Annotated in this window: 19 protein-coding genes; 5 read left to right on the top strand and 14 right to left on the bottom strand. The window is 74.5% G+C overall.

Annotated elements, in window-relative coordinates; genetic code table 11:
* Positions 1–40: 40 nt before the first annotated feature.
* Both ANAE109_RS21620 and ANAE109_RS21615 read left to right on the top strand, forming a co-directional pair.
* Entirely contained in the window at positions 41–1,336 is a 1,296-nt protein-coding gene (locus tag ANAE109_RS21620; protein WP_041448609.1) for an amidohydrolase family protein, read from the top strand.
* Positions 1,337–1,409: 73 nt separating this feature from the next.
* Complete coding sequence (locus ANAE109_RS21615; RefSeq protein WP_234945207.1) at positions 1,410–2,912, top strand: ATP-binding protein; 1,503 nt, start codon at positions 1,410–1,412, stop codon at positions 2,910–2,912.
* Between the two features lie 12 nt (positions 2,913–2,924).
* On the opposite strand, the gene ANAE109_RS21610 is transcribed toward ANAE109_RS21615, so the two are convergent.
* The 8 genes from ANAE109_RS21610 to ANAE109_RS21575 form a co-directional block, all read right to left on the bottom strand.
* The gene (locus ANAE109_RS21610) at positions 2,925–3,500 is read right to left on the bottom strand and encodes a GbsR/MarR family transcriptional regulator (protein WP_012099031.1); all 576 of its coding nucleotides are present in this window, start codon (positions 3,498–3,500) and stop codon (positions 2,925–2,927) included.
* 7 nt (positions 3,501–3,507) lie between these two features.
* Positions 3,508–4,413 (bottom strand): 4-hydroxybenzoate octaprenyltransferase, encoded by a 906-nt coding sequence (locus ANAE109_RS21605; RefSeq protein WP_012099030.1) that lies wholly within the window; start codon positions 4,411–4,413, stop codon positions 3,508–3,510.
* The gene (locus ANAE109_RS21600) at positions 4,410–5,525 is read right to left on the bottom strand and encodes an amidohydrolase family protein (RefSeq protein WP_234945206.1); all 1,116 of its coding nucleotides are present in this window, start codon (positions 5,523–5,525) and stop codon (positions 4,410–4,412) included. Before ANAE109_RS21600 ends, ANAE109_RS21605 begins: the two co-directional genes overlap by 4 nt.
* 131 nt (positions 5,526–5,656) lie before the next feature.
* A complete protein-coding gene (gene mqnC / locus ANAE109_RS21595; RefSeq protein WP_012099028.1) occupies positions 5,657–7,534 on the bottom strand; it encodes a cyclic dehypoxanthinyl futalosine synthase in 1,878 nt (625 codons plus the stop codon).
* 14 nt (positions 7,535–7,548) lie between these two features.
* Positions 7,549–8,712, bottom strand: a complete 1,164-nt coding sequence (gene mqnE / locus ANAE109_RS21590) for an aminofutalosine synthase MqnE (RefSeq protein WP_012099027.1) — start codon at positions 8,710–8,712, stop codon at positions 7,549–7,551.
* Entirely contained in the window at positions 8,713–9,318 is a 606-nt protein-coding gene (locus ANAE109_RS21585; RefSeq protein WP_012099026.1) for a UbiX family flavin prenyltransferase, read from the bottom strand.
* The gene (locus ANAE109_RS21580; protein ID WP_012099025.1) at positions 9,315–10,016 is read right to left on the bottom strand and encodes a ubiquinone/menaquinone biosynthesis methyltransferase; all 702 of its coding nucleotides are present in this window, start codon (positions 10,014–10,016) and stop codon (positions 9,315–9,317) included. The genes ANAE109_RS21585 and ANAE109_RS21580 overlap by 4 nt, the downstream gene beginning before the upstream one ends.
* Positions 10,013–11,542 carry a menaquinone biosynthesis decarboxylase gene (locus ANAE109_RS21575; RefSeq protein WP_012099024.1) on the bottom strand — a complete coding sequence of 510 codons (1,530 nt, stop codon included), beginning with the start codon at positions 11,540–11,542 and terminating at the stop codon, positions 10,013–10,015. Before ANAE109_RS21575 ends, ANAE109_RS21580 begins: the two co-directional genes overlap by 4 nt.
* A 128-nt stretch (positions 11,543–11,670) precedes the next feature.
* Here ANAE109_RS21575 and ANAE109_RS21570 point away from each other — a divergent pair, with 128 nt between their 5' ends.
* Entirely contained in the window at positions 11,671–11,946 is a 276-nt protein-coding gene (locus ANAE109_RS21570) for a hypothetical protein (RefSeq protein ID WP_041448607.1), read from the top strand.
* 15 nt (positions 11,947–11,961) lie between these two features.
* A complete protein-coding gene (locus ANAE109_RS21565) occupies positions 11,962–13,098 on the top strand; it encodes a cellulase family glycosylhydrolase (RefSeq protein WP_012099022.1) in 1,137 nt (378 codons plus the stop codon).
* Positions 13,099–13,222: 124 nt separating this feature from the next.
* Here the strand turns inward: ANAE109_RS21565 and ANAE109_RS21560 are convergent, their stop codons facing one another.
* The 5 genes from ANAE109_RS21560 to ANAE109_RS21540 all read right to left on the bottom strand — a co-directional run bounded on the left by ANAE109_RS21560 (position 13,223) and on the right by ANAE109_RS21540 (position 19,015).
* Positions 13,223–14,029, bottom strand: coding sequence for a prohibitin family protein (locus tag ANAE109_RS21560; protein WP_012099021.1), 807 nt, complete (start codon positions 14,027–14,029; stop codon positions 13,223–13,225).
* Positions 14,030–14,111: 82 nt separating this feature from the next.
* Complete coding sequence (locus ANAE109_RS21555) at positions 14,112–15,917, bottom strand: glycosyltransferase family 39 protein (RefSeq protein ID WP_012099020.1); 1,806 nt, start codon at positions 15,915–15,917, stop codon at positions 14,112–14,114.
* Positions 15,914–16,990: a glycosyltransferase family 2 protein gene (locus ANAE109_RS21550; RefSeq protein ID WP_012099019.1), complete on the bottom strand. Its 1,077-nt coding sequence runs from the start codon at positions 16,988–16,990 to the stop codon at positions 15,914–15,916. Before ANAE109_RS21550 ends, ANAE109_RS21555 begins: the two co-directional genes overlap by 4 nt.
* Positions 16,959–18,020: a lysylphosphatidylglycerol synthase transmembrane domain-containing protein gene (locus ANAE109_RS21545; RefSeq protein WP_012099018.1), complete on the bottom strand. Its 1,062-nt coding sequence runs from the start codon at positions 18,018–18,020 to the stop codon at positions 16,959–16,961. Before ANAE109_RS21545 ends, ANAE109_RS21550 begins: the two co-directional genes overlap by 32 nt.
* Positions 18,017–19,015: an NAD-dependent epimerase/dehydratase family protein gene (locus ANAE109_RS21540; protein WP_041448606.1), complete on the bottom strand. Its 999-nt coding sequence runs from the start codon at positions 19,013–19,015 to the stop codon at positions 18,017–18,019. Before ANAE109_RS21540 ends, ANAE109_RS21545 begins: the two co-directional genes overlap by 4 nt.
* A gap of 290 nt (positions 19,016–19,305) precedes the next feature.
* On the opposite strand from ANAE109_RS21540, the gene ANAE109_RS21535 reads away from it, so the two are divergent.
* Entirely contained in the window at positions 19,306–20,382 is a 1,077-nt protein-coding gene (locus tag ANAE109_RS21535; protein WP_012099016.1) for an LptF/LptG family permease, read from the top strand.
* Positions 20,383–20,510: 128 nt separating this feature from the next.
* Here ANAE109_RS21535 and ANAE109_RS21530 read toward each other — a convergent pair whose 3' ends face one another.
* A complete protein-coding gene (locus ANAE109_RS21530; RefSeq protein WP_012099015.1) occupies positions 20,511–21,560 on the bottom strand; it encodes a polyprenyl synthetase family protein in 1,050 nt (349 codons plus the stop codon).
* Between the last annotated feature and the right edge of the window lie 46 nt (positions 21,561–21,606).

Below are 21,606 nucleotides of genomic sequence, written 5' to 3'. Positions count from 1 at the left end.
CCTTTGCGCCGCGGCCCGCCGGGAGGGATGATGCCGAGCCGTGCAGGGGCGGATCGTCATCCGGAACGGGATCGTCGCGCCCCAGGGCGCCGGCGCCACCGTCGTGGTCGAGGGGCGGCGCCTCGCGGAGGTGGCCCCGCCGGGCCGGCGGGTCGAGGGGCGGCCGGGCGACTGGGACGTCGACGCCGACGGCCGGCTGGTCGTGGCGGGGGGGATCGACGCGCACGCCCACCTCGCGCTCGGCGCGCTGCAGCGGCTGGCGGGGCTCCCCGGGCGGCCGCCGCCGACCGTCTCCGACCTGCGCGCCGGCCTGCGGGGCCGGATGGAGCGGCGCGCCACGCCGGAGCGCGTCGCGGCCCTCGCCCGGGCGGGGGCGGTCGCCGCGCTGCGGGCCGGCGTGACCTGCGTGTTCGACCAGCTCCGCGCCGCGCCGGGCTCCGCGCCGGAGGCCCTCGACGCGCTCGCCGGAGCCTGCGCGCTCGGCCCGCGCGCGGTGCTGGCGTACGGAGCGCGCGGGCCGGCCGGCACCGAGGAGGTGCGGGCGTCCGCCGCGTTCGCGGAGCGGCACGCGGACGACGCGCGCCTGCGCGGCGCCGTCGGGGTCTCGGGGCTGCACGACACCGACGACGACACCCTCGCCGCCGCGGCGTCGCACGCGGCGCGGGCGGGCGCGCAGGTCTGCCTCGGCGAGGACGAGAGCGATCTCGCGCACGCCTTCGCCCGCTTCGGCCGCCGCCCCGTCGAGGTGCTCTCCGCGCACGGGCTGCTGGGCCCCCGGACCATCGTCGCGCACGGCGGGACGACGGTGCACGCCGAGGCGGTGCTGCTCGCCGACGCCCGCAGCACCCTCGTGGTCGCACCGCGCTCGGCGATGTTCTTCGGCGCGGCGCTCCCTCCGCTCCTCGACTTCGCGAGCGTGGGGCTCTCGATGGCCTTCGGCACGGACGGCCTCTTCCCGGACGTCGCGGGCGAGGCGCTCCACGCGGCGACGATGCTCCGCCACGCGCAGCGCGACGCGAGCGCCGCGGCGGGGCTGGTGGGCCGGGTCGCCTGGCCGGCCGCGGCCGGGCTCGCGTCGGAGTTCTTCGGCGAGTCGCTCGGCCGGCTGGAGCCGGGCGCGCTCGCGGACGTCGTCGTGCTCGACTGGCGCCCTGCGGTGCCGCTCCCGGACCTCCCCGCCGGCGACCTCGCGCTCCTGTGGGCGGGCGCCCCGGCGGCGTGGGCGATCGTGGACGGCGAGGTCAGGCTGCGCGAGGGACGCCTGCTCGGCGCCGACGAGGCGGAGATCGCGGCCGCGGCGCGGGAGGCGGCGCGAGCGGTGCTCGACCCCACCTGAGCGTCGCACGACCCGTGGTGGGCTGCCCCTCCCGGCCGATGCGCGCGCCGGCGAGCGCGGTAGTCTGCGGTCCGTGCGCGTGCGCTTCCCGCCACCCCAGCTCGACCTTGCACGCGCCCACGCCCTCGGGGTCGCGCTCCCGCTCGCCTCCATCGCCCTCTCGCTCGCCCTGCGCCCGCTCGTGGTCGACGTGCCGTTCGCGCTCTTCGTCCCGGCCGTCGTGTTCGCGACCTATCTCGGCGGGCTCGGGCCGGGGCTCGTCGCGCTCGGGCTCTCCGCCGCGCTCTGCACGTACGCGCTGATCCCGCCGTACGGCGCGTTCGGGCCGTCCTTCGCCGAGGTCGGCGCGGCCGGGATCTTCCTCGTGGTCGGCGGGGCGCTCTGCTGGGTCGCCTCCGAGCTTCGCGAGGGGTACCTCGAGCGGCACACGGCGCGGGAGGCGGCGCACCGCGAGCTGCAGGAGTGGTTCAGGACGCTGCTCGAGACCATCCCGCAGATGGTCTGGACCTCCGACGGCAGCGGCCGCGCCGAGTTCCAGAACTCCCAGATCCGCGACTACACCGGCAAGAGCGACGCCGAGCTGGCCGGTGGACGCTGGCGGAGGCTCCTCCACCGCGATGATCGGCGGTCCACCGTGGCGCTGTGGCGGCGCATGCGCGAGCGGGGGACGGGCGGCGAGGGGACCCTCCGCCTCCTCGGCCGCGACGGGCGGTACCGCTGGTTCCTGGTCCGCGCCGTCCACGTGCGCGCCGTGGACGGACGGCTGAGGCAGTGGATCGGGACGCTCACCGACATCAACGCTCAGAAGGAGTCGGAGGACGCCAAGGCGGAGGCGGTCCGCGCGCGCGACGTGTTCCTCTCGGTCGCGAGCCACGAGCTGAAGACGCCGGTCGCGGCGGCGCTGCTGCAGATCCAGAAGGCGCACCGCATGCTGCGGAGGACGGAGGCGGCCGCCGACCTGCCGGGCATCGCGCAGCGCGTGGCCGCGAGCGCGGCGAGCGTGGAGCGGCTCGGGGTGCTCGTGGGGACGCTGCTCGACGTCTCTCGCATCGCCACCGGCAAGCTGACGCTGGAGCGCAGGCGCTTCGACCTCACCGAGAGCGTCACGTCGGTCGCCGCACGTCACGCCGAGGCGGCCGACCGCGCCGGCTGTGCCATCGAGGTGGACGTCGCGCCCGGCGTGACCGCCCTGGGCGACCGGCTGCGGATCGAGCAGGTGATCACGAACCTGCTCTCGAACGCCGTGAAGTACGGCGCCGGGCGCCCCATCGCCCTCGGCCTCGCGCGACGGAACGACGTCGCCCTGCTCACGGTGGCGGATCGCGGCATCGGGATCGCCCCCGAGGACCAGGCCCGCATCTTCCAGCCGTTCGAGCGGGCGGTGAGCGCGCACCACTACGGGGGGCTGGGCCTCGGGCTCTGGATCGCACGCGAGATCATCGAGGCGGGCGGCGGCGCGATCCGCGTGAAGAGCCACCCGCGCGAGGGCTCCACCTTCTGCGTCGAGCTGCCGCTGGCGAGGGGGTCCTCCGACCCCGGGCCGCGCGAGGCGACGCCGCCCGCGGACGGCGCGTGAGCCCTCGATCGCTCAGCGGCGCGCGAGCGTCTCGCTGATCGCCTTGAGCGGGCCGGCGTCCACGCGCGCGCTGTCGATGAGGAGCTTGAGCAGGTTGAGCGCGGCGCGCGCGAGGTCCGCGAGGTGCTCGAGCCGGCGGCTCTTGAAGCGCGCCGCCGCCTTCACGGCGGGATCCACGTCGCCCATCGCGGCGCGGAGCTCCTGCAACGCCCGCTCGAAGGTCTCGAGCGCGCCCTCGACGGCGCGCTTCTCGCGCTGGCGCAGCACGTTCGCGACGAGCCTCCAGACGTTCGTCTCCGCCTCGAAGTGCTCCTTGCGGTCGCCGGCGACGGGGACGCTGCGGACGACGGCCCACTGGCGGAGCTCGGCGAGGCTCATCGAGAGGAGGCCCGTCGAGATGTGCAGCCGATCGCACAGCTCCGGCGCGGCGAGGGGGCGCTCGGAGAGGAACAGCACCGCCCAGACGCGCCCGAGCTGCCGCCGGAAGCCCCACAGCTCCATGAGCGCGCCGACCGCGTCGGCGACCGCGAGGTCGACCCGGGCGAGCGCGTGCGAGGTCGAGGGCGGGCGGGGCGCGGTGGCGGTCATGGCGACGTCACGCGAGGGCGAGATCGGCGAGCGCGCAGAGCGCGAACGCGACGGCCGCGAAGGCGTTGTAGTTGAAGAACGCGACGTTGATGCGCTCCTGCCGGAGCTGGCCGCGCGGCGCCACGTAGACGTGCTCGGCGGCGACCACCGCGGCGAGGACGACCGTCCCCGCGAGCCACCCCGCCCCGCGCCCGGCGAGCGCGCCCGCCGCGGCCACGCCCGCGACGGCGAGCACGTGCAGGCCGCGCGCCCAGGCGATCGCGCCGGCGACGCCGAACCGCGCCGGGATGGAGCGGAGCCCGACGCTGCGGTCGTAGTCCGCGTCCTGCAGCGAGTAGAAGACGTCGAAGCCGGCGATCCAGGCGCCCACCCCGAGGCCGAGCACGACGGCGGGGAGCGGCGCCGTGCCGGTGAGGGCGATGGCGACCCCGATCGGCGCCAGCGCCTGCGCGACGCCGAGCCAGAGGTGGCAGGCCCAGGTGAAGCGCTTCGCGTACGAGTAGCCGAGCAGGATGGCGAGCACCGGCAGGGAGAGCCAACCGCAGATGGGCGCGATCAGCGCCGCCGCGAGGACGAAGGCGGCGCCGCTCCCGGCGAGGAGCGCCCACGCGGCCGCGGGGGAGACCTCGCCCGTCACGAGCTCGCGCCGCGCGGTGCGCGGGTTCCTCGCGTCGAAGGGCCGGTCGGCGAGGCGGTTCATCGCCATCGCCGCGGTGCGCGCCGCGACGACCGCCAGGGCGACGAGCGCGAGCCGGAACGGCTCGAGCCGCGCGTCGCGCGAGACGAGCACGACCGCGGCGGCCACGAACGGCAGCGCGAAGAGCGAGTGGCTGAGCTTCACCATCCGCGCGAGGGCGGCGACGGTCCCGCCGGGGGCGCGGGGCGCGGCGCGGGCGGGGGTGGGGGCGGTCATGCGAGGGCCTCCGCGCGCGGGCGCGCGAGCCAGGTGAAGGGGCGCTCCTCGGCGCCGAACGTCGAGACGACGAAGTCGAAGGGGTCCTCCACGCGCGCGCCGCGGAGCGGCGCGGAGAGGACGCCCGGGGCCGTGCCGGGGGCGAGGGCCCCCACGTGCGGCGCGCCGACGGCGGGGCCGTTCCAGGCGAGCGGCAGGAGGTCCGAGGCCGGGACCTGCGGGAGCTCGCGGCGGAGGAGGGCGAGATCGCAGAGGGGCGAGAGCGACGGGCAGGAGGCGAGCGAGTCGGTGCCCACGGCGAGCGGCACGCCGGCCTCGAGGAACGCCGCGAGCGGCGGGAGCTTCCCCACGATGTAGCGGTTGGAGCGCGGGCAGAGGACGACCGTCGCCCCGGTGGCGGCGAGGAGCGCCACGTCGTCCTCGTCCACGTCGACGCAGTGGACGACGAGGTGATGGGGCGCGAGGTGCTCGGCGACGAACGCGACCGGCGAGCGCGCGTGCGGGCGGAGCGAGCGTGGCGCGCCGAGGGAGGTGTACATCCGCGCGAAGTCGCCCGTCCCGGTGGCGCACAGCGCGCGCTCCGCCGGGTCCTCCGCCAGATGGATGGAGGCCGGCCCGGCGCGGAGCAGCTGCGCGAGCGTGGGGCCGTGGGTCGAGTAGACCGCGTGCGGCGACAGCACGACGCGCAGCCCCGCCGCGGGCGGGCAGGAGGCGCGCGCCGCCCGGGCGCCGGCGAGGGCCGCCTCGATCCGCGCGGGCGTCACGCCGAACACCTCGTGGTAGACCGTCCCGCCGATCCCGACCTGGGCGAGCGGCTGCACCGAGCCGAGCGTGTTCGAGACGTCGCCCACCGCCGCGACGCCGAAGCGGACCATGTCCTCGGCGGACATGATCATCGCCTGCACCTGCTGCTCGCGGCTCGCGTGGGCGCGCGCGGAGAGGAAGAGCTGGATCCAGGAGGGGAGCCCCTCGCCGCCGGCGACCCGCCCGGCCATGTGCGAGAGCTCGAGGTGCACGTGGGCGTTCACCAGCGCGGGGAGGATCACCGCGTCGAGCCGCTGGCCCCGGCCGAAGCGGGCCTCGAGCTCGGCGCGCGGGCCGACGGCGACCACGCGATCGCCGTCGAGCGCGACGGCGCCGTCCGGGATCGCGGTCGCTCGCCCTTCGACAGGCTCAGGGCGAGCGGAGGAGGGGGCAGTCCCCCTCCCCGTCAGCACCCAGGGCGCGCTGTACACCCTCGGGATCACGCCGCGGCGTCCCCCACGCGCTCGTACCTCATGTTCCGCCGCGCCGGCCGGAAGCCCGCGTCGCGGATGTGCCGCTCGACCTCCTCCGCGTCCATCTGGAACGTCGTGCCGGCCGCGGAGACCACGTTCTCCTCGATCATCACCGAGCCGAAGTCGTTGCAGCCCATGTGCAGGGAGGCCTGCGCGACCCCGCCGCCCATGGTCACCCAGGAGGCCTGCAGGTTCGGCACGTTGTCGAGGACGAGCCGCGAGACCGCGTTGACCCTGAGGTAGGCCTGCGCGCTCGTGTCGGACGCGGTGAGGCGGGTGTTGGCCGACTGGAACGGCCAGCAGATGAAGGCGGTGAAGCCGCGCGTCTCGTCCTGCAGCTCGCGCAGGCGCACGAGGTGGGCGACCCGGTGGCGGGGCTCCTCGCCCACCCCGAACATCATGGTGGCCGTGCTGCGCAGCCCCTTCAAATGGGCCGCCCGCATGACCGACAGCCACTCGTCGCTGGAGCACTTGAGCGGGGCGATCCGGCGGCGGACCTCGTCGTCGAGGATCTCCGCGCCGCCGCCGGGGATCGAGTCGAGGCCGGCCGCGATGAGCCGCGCGATGGTGTCGTCGAGCGGCAGCTCGCTCGTGCGGGCGATGTGCCAGATCTCCTCGGGGGAGAGGGCGTGCAGGTTGATCGCCGGCCACCTCGCCTTCACCCAGCGGAAGAGGTCCTCGTACCACTCGACGCCGAGGTCGGGGTGCAGGCCGCCCTGGAGCAGGATCTCGATGCCGCCGAGGGCGACGGTCTCGTCGATCTTGCGGGTCAGCTCGTCGCGGTCGAGGACGTAGGCCTCCTTGTGGCCGCGCGGCCGGTAGAACGCGCAGAAGTGGCACGCCGTGGTGCAGACGTTCGTGTAGTTCACGTTCCGCGATACGATGTACGTGACCGCTCCGTCCGGGTGGAGCGCGCGGCGGCGGGCGTCGGCGGCGAGGCCGAGCTCGAGGAGCGGCGCCTTCTCGTCGAGGAGCTCCGCCTCGTCCGCGTCGAGGCGCTCGCCGTCGGCGCCCTTCTGCAGCGCGGTGTCGAGCGACACCAGCCGCCGCGTGCGCGTCGTGCGGACCACGTCGTCGACGAAGCGCAGCTTCATGGGCGGCAGGAACCCCTTCTCGGCCGCCCTGCCGAGGAAGGCCTCCAGGCCGTCCAGCTCGTGCGGCCCGAGCCCGTAGCGGATGCGCTGCGTGAGGTAGCGCCGGAAGCGCTCCGGATCGCCGCCCTTCTGCGCGGCGAAGCGCTGGGCGAGCTCGGTGCGGACGCCGAGGCCGTGCTGCGCGGCGCGCGTCAGCTCCTGCACGTCCTCCGGCGAGACGCGCCCCGGGCGCGCGGCCCACAGGGCGAAGATCATGGGCAGGCCGGTGAGGTGCGTCCACTCGCGCCCGAGGTCGAGCACGTGGTTCGCCCGCACGCCGAAGGCGCGGTCCCCGATGACGAGCGCGCCCTTCGTCCCCTTGGCGCGCGCGAGCCCCTCGTCCGCGTGCATCGGCGTGAACTTGGGGTGAACGCCCATCGCGTCGAGCACGAGCTTGGCGAGCACGTGCGAGGTGCGCGAGGCCGTGTCGAGGAACACCTCGTCCCAGATCGCGGGCGACTGCTCGCCGGCGAGGACCACCGTCTGCACCGGCCCGTCCGCGCCGATGGCGATGCCCGGGACGATCTCGTACTCGCCCTTGGTGAGGGCCGCGACCGAGACGAGCGCGAGATCCACCTCGCCGTCCTCCAGCATCGCGGCGCACCGCGACGGCTCGGCGGGGACGAGCTCGATCCGGTCGGAGCCCTCGAGCCCGACGGTGAGCGGGTGCGCGTTCAGGAAGGAGACGGCTGCGGCGCGGAGCTTCGGCATGGGCTCGATTCCAGTCAGGCGGTGACCTGCAGGCGTCCGGGCGCGTCGCTCGGCGGCTGCTCATGCACCTTCAGGACGCGGTACAGGCTGTCGCGCTCGGCGGGCACGCGGCCCGCGGCGCGGATGAGCTCGTGCAGCGTCCGCTCCGAGAGCGCCTGCGGGACGGTCGAGCCGGCCATGTGGTAGATGCGCTCCTCGAGCACGGTGCCGTCGACGTCGTCCACGCCGAACGCGAGCGACGTCTGCGCGAGCCGCTCGCCGAGCGAGACCCAGTACGCCTTCACGTGGTCGAAGTTGTCGAGGTACAGCCGCGCCACCGCGAGGGTGCGCAGCGCGTCGTACCCGGTCGGCTTGGGGAAGGCCTTGCCGATCATGTTGTGCTCGGGGTGGAAGGCGAGCGGGATGAAGACCTGGAAGCCGCCGGTCTCGTCCTGCAGCTCGCGCAGGAGCCGCATGTGGTCCACGCGCTCGTCGAGCCGCTCGATGTGGCCGTAGAGCATGGTGGCGTTGGTCTTGAGGCCCAGCCGGTGGGCGGTGCGGTGGATCTCGAGCCACTGCTCGGCGGTGGCCTTGTCGTCGCAGATCTTGCGGCGCACGCGCGTCGCGAAGATCTCGGCGCCCCCGCCGGGCATGGTGTCCATGCCGGCCTCGTGCAGCTCGCGCAGCACCTGCTCGTAGCTCTTCCCGAACTTCTCCGCGAAGAAGTGGATCTCGATGGCGGTGAAGGCCTTGATGGCGAGCTCGGGCCAGGCCTGGCGGATGCGGCGCAGCAGCTCCGGGTAGTACTCCCAGGGCAGGTCCGGGTGCAGCCCGGAGACGATGTGCACCTCGGTGATCCCGAGCCCGCGGCGCGAGAGGACCTTCTGCACGGCCTCGTCGAGGGACATCGTGTAGCCCTCGGAGGCGGCCTGATCGTCCTTGCGCGCGAACGAGCAGAACTTGCAGGTCGCGACGCAGACGTTCGTCGGGTTCAGGTGGACGTTGCGGTTGTAGAAGGTGAGATCGCCGTGGCGCGCCTCGCGGACGTGGTTCGCCAGGGCGCCCACCGCGGCGAGGTCCGCCGCCTCCAGGAGCCGGAGCGCGTCCGCGTCGCCGAGCCGCTCGCCGGCGAGGACCTTGTCGCGGATCGGCCCGAGGCCGTCGCGCTCGAGCGCGCGGTGCGCGAGGGTCGAGATCATCTACGGCTCCTCCATCGGATCGGGGGCCGCATCCCCCCGGCCAGAACCTGATAGGCCTTCCCAGCGCTTCATGAGCTCGTTCGGCAGGCCGAGGCGGTCGAGCACCCGGGACACCACCGTGTCCACGAGCGCGTCGATGGTCTTCGGCCCGGAGTAGAACGACGGCGAGGCGGGCAGGACGGTGGCCCCCGCCTCGATGACCTGCGCGATGGCGCGCGCGTGCACGAGCGAGAGCGGCGTCTCGCGGAGCACGAGCACGAGCTTCTTCCCCTCCTTCAGCATCACGTCCCCGGCGCGGCCCACGAGGTCGATGGAGATGCCGTGCGCGATGCGCGCGAGCGCGCCCGACGAGCAGGGGACGATCACCATGCCGTCGTAGAGCGCGGAGCCCGACGCGAACGGCGCGGTGAAGTCCTGGTTCTTCCAGACCGGGAACGGGTAGCGCGGCTCCGCGCCGATCTCCTGCTTCCACACCTGCTTGCCGGTCTGGGTGAAGACCAGGTCCACGGAGACGCCGTGCCTCTCCCCGTTGGCGGCGAGGAAGTCGAGGAGCCGCCTCGCGTAGGGGGCGCCCGTCGCGCCCGAGACGGCCACCACGAGCTTCATGCCCGCACCGCCGTGACGAGGCCGCAGACCCCGGGGAAGAGCGTCTCGCCCCGCACCTCGCGGAAGCCGGCGCGCCGGGCCGCCTCCTCGAACTCCGGGCGCGACGCGAACCGCTCCATGGAGGCGACGAGGTAGCGGTACGCCTCCGGATCCGGCGAGAGGATGCGCCCCAGGACCGGCAGCGCGAGCCGGTTGTACGCGCCGTGGACGAAGCGCGAGCCGGTCGACTCGGGCCGGAAGAACTCGAGGACGCCGAGGCGGCCGCCGGGCTTCAGCACGCGCGCGAGCTCGGCGAGCCCCAACTCGAAGCGCTCCAGGTTGCGCATCCCGAACGTCACGGTGGCGAGGTCGAAGCGCGACGCGTGGAAGGGGAGCGCCATCGCGTCCGCCTGCGAGGCGGGCAGCCCCGTCTTCTCGACGCCGCGCGCGAGCATCTGGAACGAGAAGTCCGCGCCGACGATCCGGAGGCCCGGCGAGCGCCGGCGGGCGAGGGCGGCGACGTCCATGGTGCCGGCGCACAGGTCGAGCAGGGCCTCGCCGTCGCGCGGCGCCAGGTCCGCGAGGAGCCGCCGGCGCCAGGCCTGATCGACCTTCAGCGTCATCACGCGGTTGAGCAGGTCGTAGCGGGGGGCGATGCGGTCGAACATCGCCCGCACCGCCGAGCCGCGCTGCGCCTCGCCGGGGAGGGGGACGCTCACTGGAGGATCCCTCCGCTGGGCGGCTTCCACGACGCGGCCGGCGGCGGCGCGATGCGCGGCCGGCGCGGCCGCTCCGCGCCGGGGACCAGCCGCTCGTACAGCGCGTCCATCCGCGCGATCACCTCGGGCGGGTGGACGCACACCTCCGGCCACTCGCGCCCGCCCTCCTCCCGCCACTTCCGCGTCGCGTCCACGCCGATCTTCCCGCCGAACGCGAAGTGCGTGGCGGCGTGGTCGAGCACGTCCACCGGGCCGTCGGCGATCACGAGGTCGCGCTTCACGTCCACGTTGGCGAAGGCGCGCCAGGCGGCCTGCGGCACGTCCTGCACGTCCACGTCGTCGTCGAAGACCACGAGCGTCTTCGTCTGCGCCATCTGGCCCGAGCCCCACAGACCGTGGATGACCTTCTTCGCCTGGCCGGGGTGCTCCTTCTTGATGGAGATGAGGCAGAGGTTGTGGAACACGCCCTCCACCGGCATCGCCATGTCGACGATCTCCGGGAAGATCATCTGCAGCATCGGCAGGAAGATCCGCTCCGTCGCCTTGCCGAGCCACTGGTCCTCGACCGGCGGCGGACCCACCACGGTGGCGGGGTAGATCGCGCCGCGGCGGTGGGTGACGGCGACCACGTCCAGGGCGGGGTAGTCGTCCGCGAGCGAGTAGAAGCCGGTGTGATCGCCGAACGGCCCCTCGCGCACGAGGGGTGCCGCGGTGTCCACGTAGCCCTCGATGACGAGATCCGCGTCGGCGGGGACGTCGAGGTCCACCGCCACGCCCTTCGTCATCCGCACCGCCTCGCCGCGCAGGAACCCGGCGAACAGGTACTCGTCCACGTTGGGCGGCAGCGGCGCCGAGGCGCAGTAGGTGAGGGCGGGATCGCCGCCGAGCGCGATCGCGACCGGCATGGGCTCGCCGCGCTTCCGGTAGCCGCGGTAGTGGGCCGTCGCGGTCTTGTGGAGCTGCCAGTGCATGGCGAGCCGCCGGGGACCGAGCACCTGGAGCCGGTACATGCCGACGTTGCGGATGCCGGTGTCCGGATCCCGCGTGATCACCTGCGGGAGGGTGACGAACGGGCCGCCGTCGTGCGGCCAGGTGGTGAGCACCGGCAGCTGACCGAGGTCGGGCTCGCGCAGCACCACCTCCTGGCTCGCCGCCGAGGAGACGTGCTTCGGCGTCATCGTCGCGAGCTTCCCGAGCTTCGGGAGCATCTTCAGCTTGTCCCAGAGCGACTGCGGCGGGGCCATGTGCAGGAGCGAGCGGAGCTCGCGCGCGTGCTCCTCGAAGTCCTCCGAGGAGAGCGCCCAGCTCGCCCGGCGCCGCGTCCCGAACAGGTTCATCGCCACCGGGAACCCGCCGGGCGCCCGACCCTTCACGTTCTCGAAGAGGAGCGCCGGCCCCCCCTGCTTCGCCGCGCGATCCGCCAGCGCGGCCATCTCGAGGACCGGATCGACCGGCTCCTTCACGCGGAGGAGCTCGCCCGCCTTCTCCAGCCGATCGAGGAACTCCCGCAGGGAGCGGTAGGCCATGGCGCGCGATCTCTACCAGCGGCGGCCCTTTCTTTCAATGTTCGTTGAAAGAATGGCCGGGGCGGGGGCGCGGACGGCCCGGCGGCGCCGTTTCCCTCGCGGCGCAGGTCGGGTACAACGCGGTGCCGATGGACCGCCGCCAGCAGGCCCGCACCCTCGTCGTGAGCGCGCTCGCCGAGATCGAGGCGGAGCTCGCCGCCCCGCGCTACCAGCTCTGCCCGACCCAGCTCGGCGCCTGCCGCGACACCCTCCGCACCTACCTCGCCGCCCTCGACGACGGGGCGCTCCCGCCGAAGCGCGACCGCGGGGAGGGGCTCGGGCGCATGATCGCGGACTCCTGGCCGTTCGACGTGCCGCTCGGCGCGATCGTGCTCCGCGCCGAGCGCGCCTGGCGCAACGCCTGACGCCTCGGTGGACCCGTGCGCGCCGGGGCCCCCGCGATCATCTTGCTCTTCGTGGCCGCGTGCGAGGACGGACGGGATCTGGAGGCGGAGGCCGCCGCGTGCGCGGAGGGGCCGCCGCTCGTCCTGCCCGGCGTGGACGGCCACCTCGTCGCGCTGAACGCCTACTACCTCCAGGAGGAGGCGACCCGCGCGCTGCGCCGCGGCGATCCGGAGGCCGCCGCCGTGGAGGAGACGCTCGCGAAGGCCTCCGCCCTGGGCGTTCGGGCCCTGCGCACGAACGCGTTCAACGACGGCGCGCAGGACACCGCGATGCAGGTGGTGCCGCTGGTCTACGACGAGGTCGCCCTGCGCGGGCTGGACCTCGTCCTCGCGCGGGCCCGCGTGCACGGGCTCCGGCTGGTGCTGCCGCTCGCGAACCGCTGGGACGCCTACGGCGGGCAGCGCCAGTACGTCGCCTGGGCGGGGCTCCCCGCGCCGCGCGAGGGCGATCCGCGCTTCTTCACCGAGCGCGCGGTGGTCGAGCACTTCCGCGCGCACGTCGCCACGCTCCTCGACCGCGTCAGCACGGTGGACGGCCTCCGCTGGGGCGACCACCCGGCCGTGCTCGCCTGGGAGCTCGTGAACGAGCCGCGCGCGGACGGCGTCTCGCGCGAGGCGCTCCGCGCCTGGGTGGACGAGCTCGCCGCCCTCGTGAAGGCGAAGGCGCCCGGGCACCTCGTCGGCTCGGGCGAGGAGGGGCTCGACGCCGAGGAGTTCGCGCTCCTCACCGCCTCGCCGCACCTGGACTACGCGACCGTGCACCTCTACCCGGAGGCGTGGGGCGTGCCCGCGGACTGGGCCGCGTTCTTCGGGGCGGGGTTCCTCTCCGAGCGGATCGCGACCGCCCGCCGTCTCGGGAAGCCGCTCCTCGTGGGGGAGCTGGCGCTCCGCAACGACGGGCTGCCGCTCGAGGATCGCCGCGCCATCTACCGCGGCTGGTTCCGCTGCATCCGCGCGGCCGGCGGCGCCGGCGTCGCGCCCTGGCTGTTCGCCTACGACGGCCGCCCCGACGCGTGGGACCCGCACACGTTCTACTGGCGCGACGGCACCGACCCGGCCGACCCGGTGAACCGCTACGCGGACCTGGTCCGCGACGCGGCGGCGGTGCCGTAGGCCCGCGCGTCCCCGGACGTTCGCGGGGTGCGCTGCGGTGACGTCGACGACTCCACGACAGCGGGCGAGGCCTCCGCGATCACGGCGCCGGCGCGCCGCCGCCCGGATCGATCCCTGCGCGTCCCTACTTGTCGCCCTGGAAGATGAGCGGCAGCCCGCCCTTCGCGCCGCCGACGATCACGATCTTGGCGTTCGAGCTCGCCGCGAGCCGCTCGGTGGCCTCGATCCCCTTGAACTGCAGGTACTCGGCCGAGAGCCCCTGGCGCACGATGTTCTGGTACTTCAGGATGCCCTCGGCCTCGATCTGCTTGCGCTGCGCCTCCTGACGCTCGCGGTCGAGCGTGAACTTCATCTTCTGCGCGCGCTGCTCCTCGGCGAGCTTGTCGGAGATGGCGGTCTTGATGGCCTCCGGCAGGTCCACGTCGCGGATGAGCACCGCCTCGACCACGACGTGCTTGCCCTTCAGGGCGCGCGTCACCTCCGAGTAGATCTGCTGCTCGATCTCCTCGCGCTTCGTCGAGTAGATCTCCTCCGGCTGGTAGCGGCCGAACACCTTGCGCGCCTCGGAGCGCACGATCGGCGCGATCACCTTCGAGTCGTAGTCCTGGCCGATCTGCGTCTGCAGCTCGAACAGCTCCTCGAGCTCCGGCCGGAAGCGGACGCTCGCCTCGACCCGCAGCGGCAGCCCGTTCGACGAGAGCACGGAGAGCTGCTCCTTCATCTCGTGCACGCGCATGTCGTACTGGATGATCCTGTTCCACAGCGGGATCACGTGCAGCCCCTCGCCCAGCACCTCGCGGCTCGTGCCGCCGCCGAGCGCCTTGAACACGATGCCGCGGTGGCCGGAATCGACCGTCGACCAGCGGCAGCCCTCGAGGAGAGGCGCGAGGGCGAGGGTGGAGACGAGCAGGGTTCGCGGGAGGCGGCGCATTGGGAGGCTCCTGGGTTCCGGACAGCCTACACGTGGCCCCGCGGTGAGGGGAGCGGATGCTCGGGTCCTGGCGGTGCGTCGCCTACGGACGGTCGCCGGTTCGACCGGGCTCGACGCGCCGGTGGTCCGGGGCGCTCGCCCCCGCGGCGACCAGGAACACCGTCTTGCACGTGCCGTCGCGGGTGCGCGGGTTCACGAACTTTCCCGTGAGGTTGAGGACCCGGCAGCTCGGGCTCGTGGCGAGCACCTCGTGCGGGATGCCCTCGTCGCGCAGGCGGCGCTCCTCCTCCGCGGACACGGCGAGGAAGAGCTCTCGTCCGGCGGCGACCTCGCGGTGCAGGCCGGCGAAGTCCAGCTGCGGGATGACACGCCCCGCGTAGAACTGGAACGGCTGGTAGACGGTCTCCAGGAAGAACGTGCGCTCCCAGTCGACGCCGCTCGCCTCCGCGGCGGCCGCGAGGTCCCTCCCCGGCTGGTAGCGGCCGAGGCGCGGGTAGAAGCTGGTGTTCGCCAGGAGCTCCGCGAGGAGGATGGCGACGGCGGAGGGCGCCCACACGCGCGCGAGCGGCTCGCGGACGCGGAGGCTCGCGACGAGGACGGCGAGCAGCGCGAGCGCGGCGAGCACGATCCAGGCGCGCTCGACCGGGAACGCCCACGCGTTCAGGACCACGACGAGCGCGAGGAGCGCGGCGATGACGACGAGCTGCACCCACCGGAGACGCGCGAGCGCCCGCAGCCGGCCCTCGCGGCGCAGGTCGGCGAGGTAGCTCGCCGTGAACACGGCGAGGAAGGGCAGCACGACGTTCAGGTAGTGGGGCAGCTTGAACTGCGAGAAGCCCAGGACGGCGAGGAACGCGAACGGGCCCAGGAAGGTGAGCTGCTCGCGCTCACGGAACGCGGCCCAGCGCCGCCGGAACAGCTCCCGGAACCGCTCGGCCCACGCGGCATAGGTCAGGAGGCTCCAGGGCAGGAACGCCCAGGCCAGCGTGTGGAAGAAGAAGAGGTGGTCGTCGGCGATCTTGTGCCCGCGGCCCCCGCCGAAGCGCTCCAGGCTCTGCCCGAGCAGGATGAACTTCACGCCCGAGACGCCGGTGCGACCGTTCACGACCTTGTCGGGATGGAGATCGTACTGCTGGTAGTAGGCGAAGAGCACCGGCGAGAGCGCGAGGACGAACACGGCGATCCCCAGCGCGATCTTCCAGCTCCACAGCCGCCGCCAGCGGCCGCGGCCCCACACGTAGAAGAAGAGCACGCAGCCGCTCACCGCCACCGCGACCATGCCCTTCGCGGAGACCCCGAGCGCCACGCCGGCGCCGCCGAGGACCGCCGCTCGGGCGCGGCCGGTCTCCAGGTACTCGAGGAGCTGCCAGGTCCCGAAGGCGGTGAAGCCCATGAGCAGGGCGTCCATGCGGACGTCGTGATTGCCGAGCACGATCGCGTACGCGGTGACCACCATGAGCGCCGCGAGCCGGCCGGCCGTCTCGCCGTGGAGGCGCCTCGCCATGCCGTAGGCCGCCCACGCGCCGAGCAGGGAGGCCAGGGCCGACGGGAGCCGGTAGGCCCAGTCGTGCACGCCGAACAGCTCGTAGCTCGCCCGCGCCGACCAGAAGAGGAGGTGCGGCTTGTCGAGGTAGTCGCGCCCGTTCTTGACGAGGTTGACCCAGTCGTCGGCGAGGTACATCCGCAGCGCCATCACCGCGTCCTGCGCGGCGTCGCCGCCCATGAGGTCCGGGAAGACGAGCCCCGCCGCCATGACGAGCAGGGCGAGCGCCATCGCGCCCGCGTACCAGCGCCGCTCGGCGGAGGACCACGGCTCGTCCGCCGTCGTGGCCGCGGGCCGCGGGCCGGCGGTCGGCTCGCGGCGAAGCGGCTGAGTCGGGATCCTCATCCGCCCTCCGGCGGGGGGAGCTGGAGGGGCCGGGGGCGCGGGGCGTGCCACCCGGCGCCCTCGCGGAGCGAGGCCGCGGGCGCGGCGTGATACGAGCGAGCGCGCCCGCCCTCGTAGTAGACGCGGACGAGCAGCTCGGCGAGGACGCCGGTGGTGAGGAGCTGCACCCCGCCGATCACGCAGAAGAAGCCGAGGGAGAGCAGCGGACGTCCGCCGATGCTCTCGCCGGTGAGCTTGAGGAACCCGAGATAGCCGAGGATCGCGAGCCCGGCGCCGAGCACGGCGAGGCCGATGCTGCCGAAGAAGTGTCCGGGCCGCGCGCGGTAGCGCAGGAAGAAGTGGACCGCGAGCAGATCGATGAGCACGCGGAACGTCCGGGAGAGGCCGTACTTGGACTTCCCGCGCGCCCGGCCGTGGTGCGAGACGGGCACCTCCGCCATGCGGTCCGGCGAGGTCACGGTGGCGAGCCAGGCCGGGATGAAGCGGTGCATCTCGCCGTAGAGGCGCACCTCGCGCACGACGGAGCCGCGGAACGCCTTGAGGCTGCAGCCGAGGTCGTGGAAGCGGAGCCCGGTGGCGCGGCGGATGAGGCGGTTCGCGACGCGGGAGGGGAGCTTGCGCAGGAGGAGGCCGTCCTCGCGTCGCTGCCGCCAGCCGGCGACGAGATCGAGGTCCCCGCGGAGCAGCCGGGCGACGAGCGCCGGGATGTCGCGCGGGTCGTTCTGGAGGTCGCCGTCCATCGTGACGATCACGTCGCCCCGCGCGGCGTCGATGCCGGCCTGCATCGCGGCCGACTGGCCGTGGTTGCGGAGGAGGCGGATCACCCGCACGTGCTCCCCGACCTGCGCCGCGCGCCGCTCGAGCGCCGCCGCCGTCCCGTCGCGGCTGCCGTCGTCCACCACGACGAGCTCCCACGGGTGCGGGTGCTCGGCGAGCGCCGCCTGCACGGCGTCCACGAGCGGCGCGGCGTTGTCGCGCTCGTCGTACATGGGCACGACGACGGAGAGGCGATGCGGAGGGAGCTCGACCGCGGTCGGTGTCTCAGCGAGCTCGCTCGCCACGTGCGGGAGCACGATCGGCGTCCTTCCCGGCGGTCCGAGGGGATGCGCCGCGGCGCTGGGACGCCGCGTACGCCAGGGCGCCGCTCGCCACCGCCGTGGCGAGCGACAGCAGGTGCACGGCGATGGCGGGCGCCGCGATCTCGAGCGCGGAGTGGCCGCGCAGCGACGCGCCCGCCCAGACCCCGGCCTCGTAGGTGCCGAACCCGGCGGGCCCTTGCAGCGGCAGCACGCCGGCGAGCTCGCCGCCGAGGACGCCGGTGCGGGCCGCCGGCGCGGGCAGGGCCGAGAGCCCCGCCAGCAGCGCGGCGAGCACGAGGAGCTTCAGCGTCCAGCTCCCGACGCAGAAGGCCCAGCCCGCCCAGCCGTGGCGGGGGGCGAGCGCGAGCGCTTGCAGCGCGCCGGTCGCGGCGCGGATCACGCCGAGGCGAGGATCGCGCGCCCCGGCGCGCAGCGCGGCGCGCTCGAGGACGCGCAGCCCGAGCGCGATGGCCCCGGCGAGCAGGAGGGCGGCGCCGAGCCGCAGCGGGGCCGCGAGCCCCGGCCACAGCGCGATGACCGCGAGGCCGAGCACGAGCGCGTCCTGCACGCGCATCCAGACCAGGCTCGCGACCGCGTGCGAGACCGGCACGCCCAGCCGGCGGTGCACGAGCCAGGGGTACGCCGCCTCGCCGCCGCGCATGGGGAGCAGGTTCACGGCGGCGTTGTGGACCAGCATCACCTCGAGGCACTGGCCCACCGAGGCTCCGTGGCGCTTGCCGAGCTCCGCGTGGATGCGCAGCGCGCGGAGCAGGTAGCTCCCGGCGAGGCCCAGCACCGCCGCCGCCCACGTCCACGACGGCGCCGCGCGCAGCGACGACGAGAGCCGCCCCCACTCGACGCCGCGCGTGACCCACGCGAGCAGGGCGATCCCGAGGGTCCAGGCGAGCGCGACGCGCCCGAGGCGGCGGCGGACCTTGCCCGCCGCCGGCGCGACGGTCGGGCCCGCGGGCACGCCCGGCGGGGGCGGTTCGGCCGCGGCGCGGTCTCCGAGGGGCGGGGTCACCCGGCGTGCGCTCCCTTCCGTGCGTCGCCGTCGTACGCCACGAGCCACTCGGTCATCCTCCGGAGCCCCTCCTCGATCGGCGTGCGCGGCACGAACCCCACCGTCGCCTGCAGTCGTCTCACGTCCGCCCAGGTGGCGGGCACGTCGCCAGGCTGCATGGGCGCGTACTTCCGGAGCGCGGGCCGACCGAGGTGCCGCTCGAGGATCGCGACGAACTCCTCCAGGGCGACGGGCCGGTCGTTCCCCACGTTGAGGACGCGGTAGGGCGCCGCGTCCTCCGGCTCGGGCGGCCGCGGGACGAGCGCGGTGACGACCTCGACGACGTCGTCGACGTAGGTGAAGTCGCGGAGCATCCGGCCGTGGTTGAACAGCGTGATCGGCTCGCCGCGCAGGATCGCGCGCCCGAACAGGATGGGCGCCATGTCCGGGCGGCCCCACGGCCCGTACACCGTGAAGAAGCGCAGGCCCGTGGTGGGCAGCCGGTTCAGGTGGCTGTACGCGTGCGCCATGATCTCGTTCGCCTTCTTCGTCGCGGCGTAGAAGCTGATCGGATGGTCGACGGGATCCTCCTCGCTGAACGGCACCTTCTCGTTCGAGCCGTAGACGGAGCTCGACGAGGCGTACACGAGGTGCCGCACGCCGCGGCGCGCGCAGCCGTCGAGCACGTTGAAGAAGCCGTCGAGGTTCGTCTCCGCGTACGCCCGCGGGTTCCGCACCGAGTTGCGCACGCCGACCTGCGCCGCGAGGTGGACGACGTACTCGGGCTCGGCCTCGTCGAGCACCGCGTCGAGCGCCTCCCTGTCCGCCACGTCGGCGGCCGTGAACCGGAAGCCGCGCTCCGGCGCGAGCAGCGCGAGCCGCGCCCGCTTGAGCGAGGGGTCGTAGTAGTCGTTGAGGTTGTCGAGCCCGCTCACCTCGTGCCCATCGCGCAGCAGGCGCCGCGCGACGTGAGATCCGATGAACCCTGCGCAGCCGGTGAGGACGATGGGGGCCATGACTGCGGGAGCATATCGGGCCTTCTCGCGTGCGCTCCCCCGAGACGAGGGATCCCCCGACGAGCCGCGCGACAAAGTCGCGCAGGCGTCACCGGGTCGCCTTCGACTTCGCGGGGCCGACACACCGCGGGGCGCCCCGTCTGGCGCCGCCTCCACGGCGGCCCTCGGACACGGCACGATGGGCCCGCCGTCACGCCCGGCGTGCTATGGGGGCTGTCCATGCTGCCGCACCTGTCGAGGTACGTGCCGCCGAACGCGCGCGTGGTCGGCAGCCGCCCCGGAGCGGCGCGGTGATCCTGTTCCGCTACGCCGCTCGCCGGACGTTCGCGGCGTTCGTAGGCTCGCTCGCCGGCGTGGTCGCGATCTTCCTGGCCGTGGACTTCGTCGACAACTCCGCGTCGTTCACGGGGCCGGGCTGGATCCCGGCCGTCCTCGAGCTCTACGCGAACAAGACGGCCGTGGTGGTCCGCCAGGTGGCGCCCGCGGCGATGGTGCTCGGCGCCGCGATCGCCGTCTCGACCTTCCGCAGGACGCGCGAGTACACCGCGATGCGGGCGCTGGGCCTCGGGCCGTGGCGCCTCGCCGGCCCGGTGGCGGCGGTCACGCTGCTCGCAGGGGCCGCGCTCGTCGTCGTCCACGACGTCTGGGGCGTCGAGGCGACCGCGCGCGCCGAGGAGATCCGCGCCACGCGCTTCTCACGCGGCGTGAGGCAGTTCCAGCAGGCCCGGGAGCCGAAGCGCTGGTTCCGCAGCCGCGACGGGCGCCGGATCTATCACCTCGGCGCGAGCCTCCCCGGGGGGGGCTTCGCGCGCGTGACGGTGCTCGCGGTGACGCCCGACTTCCGGCTCGCCGGCCGGATCGACGCGGCGCGCATGCGGCCGGACGGGGACGCGTGGATGCTCGAGGAGGTGCAGGACCGGACGTTCCTGCCGGACGGCAGCGTGCGGCTCGAGCGCGCGGACTCTCGCCGCTACGAGTTCCCCGAGCCGCCGGAGGCCTTCGCGGTCGTCCCCGGCCGGCCGAGTCAGCTCCGCTGGAGGACGCTGGTGGCCCAGATCGCCGTGCGCCGGCACCTCGGGCTGGCGACCGAGGAGTTCCAGCTCGAGCGTTACGACCGCGTCGCCTACCCGTTCGCGGGCGTGCCCGGCGCGCTGCTCGCGGTGGCGCTCGCGCTGCGCCGCAACCGCAAGGGCCACGTCTCGGCCGCGCTCGTCGAGTCCGTCGGCGTGTCGCTGCTGTTCTGGGGCGTCCAGGGCGTCAGCTTCGCGCTCGGCCTGTCAGGGCGCGTGGCGCCCTGGGTGGCGGCCTGGGCGCCCAACGCCCTGTTCCTGGCGCTCGGCATCGCCGCCGTGCGGCGGGCGCGGTGAGCGATCCCGGCGACGGTCGCGAAGCCGCGAAGCGGGCCGCCTCGACTTCGCGCCGCGCCGCTACGCTCGGGGTGAGCGGGACGTCGAAGGGGCCCGCCGAGCAGGGCGGGGACGCAGTCCCCGTCAGCTCAGAACGCCCGCTCGGTGAGCGACACCGCGGCCTCGCGCAGCGCCCGCCGGTGGACGCCGTCGGGCACCTCCTCGAGCGCGGCGAGGGAGGTGCGGGTGTGCTCGCGGGCGAGCGCGCGCGCGTCCTCGACGCCGCCGACGCGCTTCACCACCTCGACCACGTCGGCCGCGACGGCGTCGCCGTCGTCCTGGCCCTCGACGAGCGCGGCGAGCCGCTCGCGCAGCCGCGGCTCCGCCTCGCAGGCGCGGATGAGCGGGAGCGTCGCCTTCCCCTCGATGAGGTCCGTGCCGAGCCGCTTGCCGAGGAGCTGCGGGTCGGCGGCGTAGTCGAGCGCGTCGTCGACGAGCTGGAACGCGATGCCGATGCCCTCGCCGAACTGCACGAGCGCCTCGGGGATCCGGCCGACCTGCCCGGCCGCCCACGCGCCGGCGGCGGCGGCCCAGCCGAACAGCGAGGCGGTCTTTCCGATCACGACGTCGAGGTAGTCCTTCTCCGTGGCGGAGAAGGAGCTGCGCAGCGAGAGCTGCAGCACCTCTCCCTCCACGAGCCGGCGCATGGTGGCGAGCAGCGGGGGCAGCGCCGCCGACCGGGCGGGCTCCGCCGAGACGATCTCGAGCGCGCGGGTGAGGAGCCAGTCGCCGGAGAGGACCGAGACGGCGTTGCCCCAGATGACGCGCGAGGCGGGCTGGCCGCGGCGCAGGGGGCCGTCGTCGATCACGTCGTCGTGCAGCAGCGTCGCGGAGTGCGTGAGCTCGGCCGAGACGGCGTACGGCACCGCCGCGCGCATGTCCCCGCCGCAGGCGCCGCAGGAGAGCAGCGTCACCATCGGCCGGATCCGCTTGCCGCCCGCGGAGACCAGGTGCCGCGCGGCGGCGCGGAGCTTCTCCTCCGCGTCCTCGGTCGCGCGCGTGAGGTGCTCCTCGAGCGCCGCGAGCGTCTCCGGGAGCGCCGGCACGTCGGCGAGGGCGGCCTGCGCGCGCTCGGGGCGAACGCCGCGCTGCGCGCTCGCGTCGAGCTGGGACAGGATGGCCTGCTCACTCGCTGCCACGGGAGCCTCCGGGACCGGGACTTTCAACGAAAGTTGAAGGCATATA

The organism is Anaeromyxobacter sp. Fw109-5 (genome assembly GCF_000017505.1).
In the GTDB taxonomy this organism is placed as follows: Bacteria; Myxococcota; Myxococcia; order Myxococcales; family Anaeromyxobacteraceae; genus Anaeromyxobacter.
Note: the sequence above shows the minus strand (reverse complement) of the source record. Positions and strands in the feature narration are given on the sequence as shown.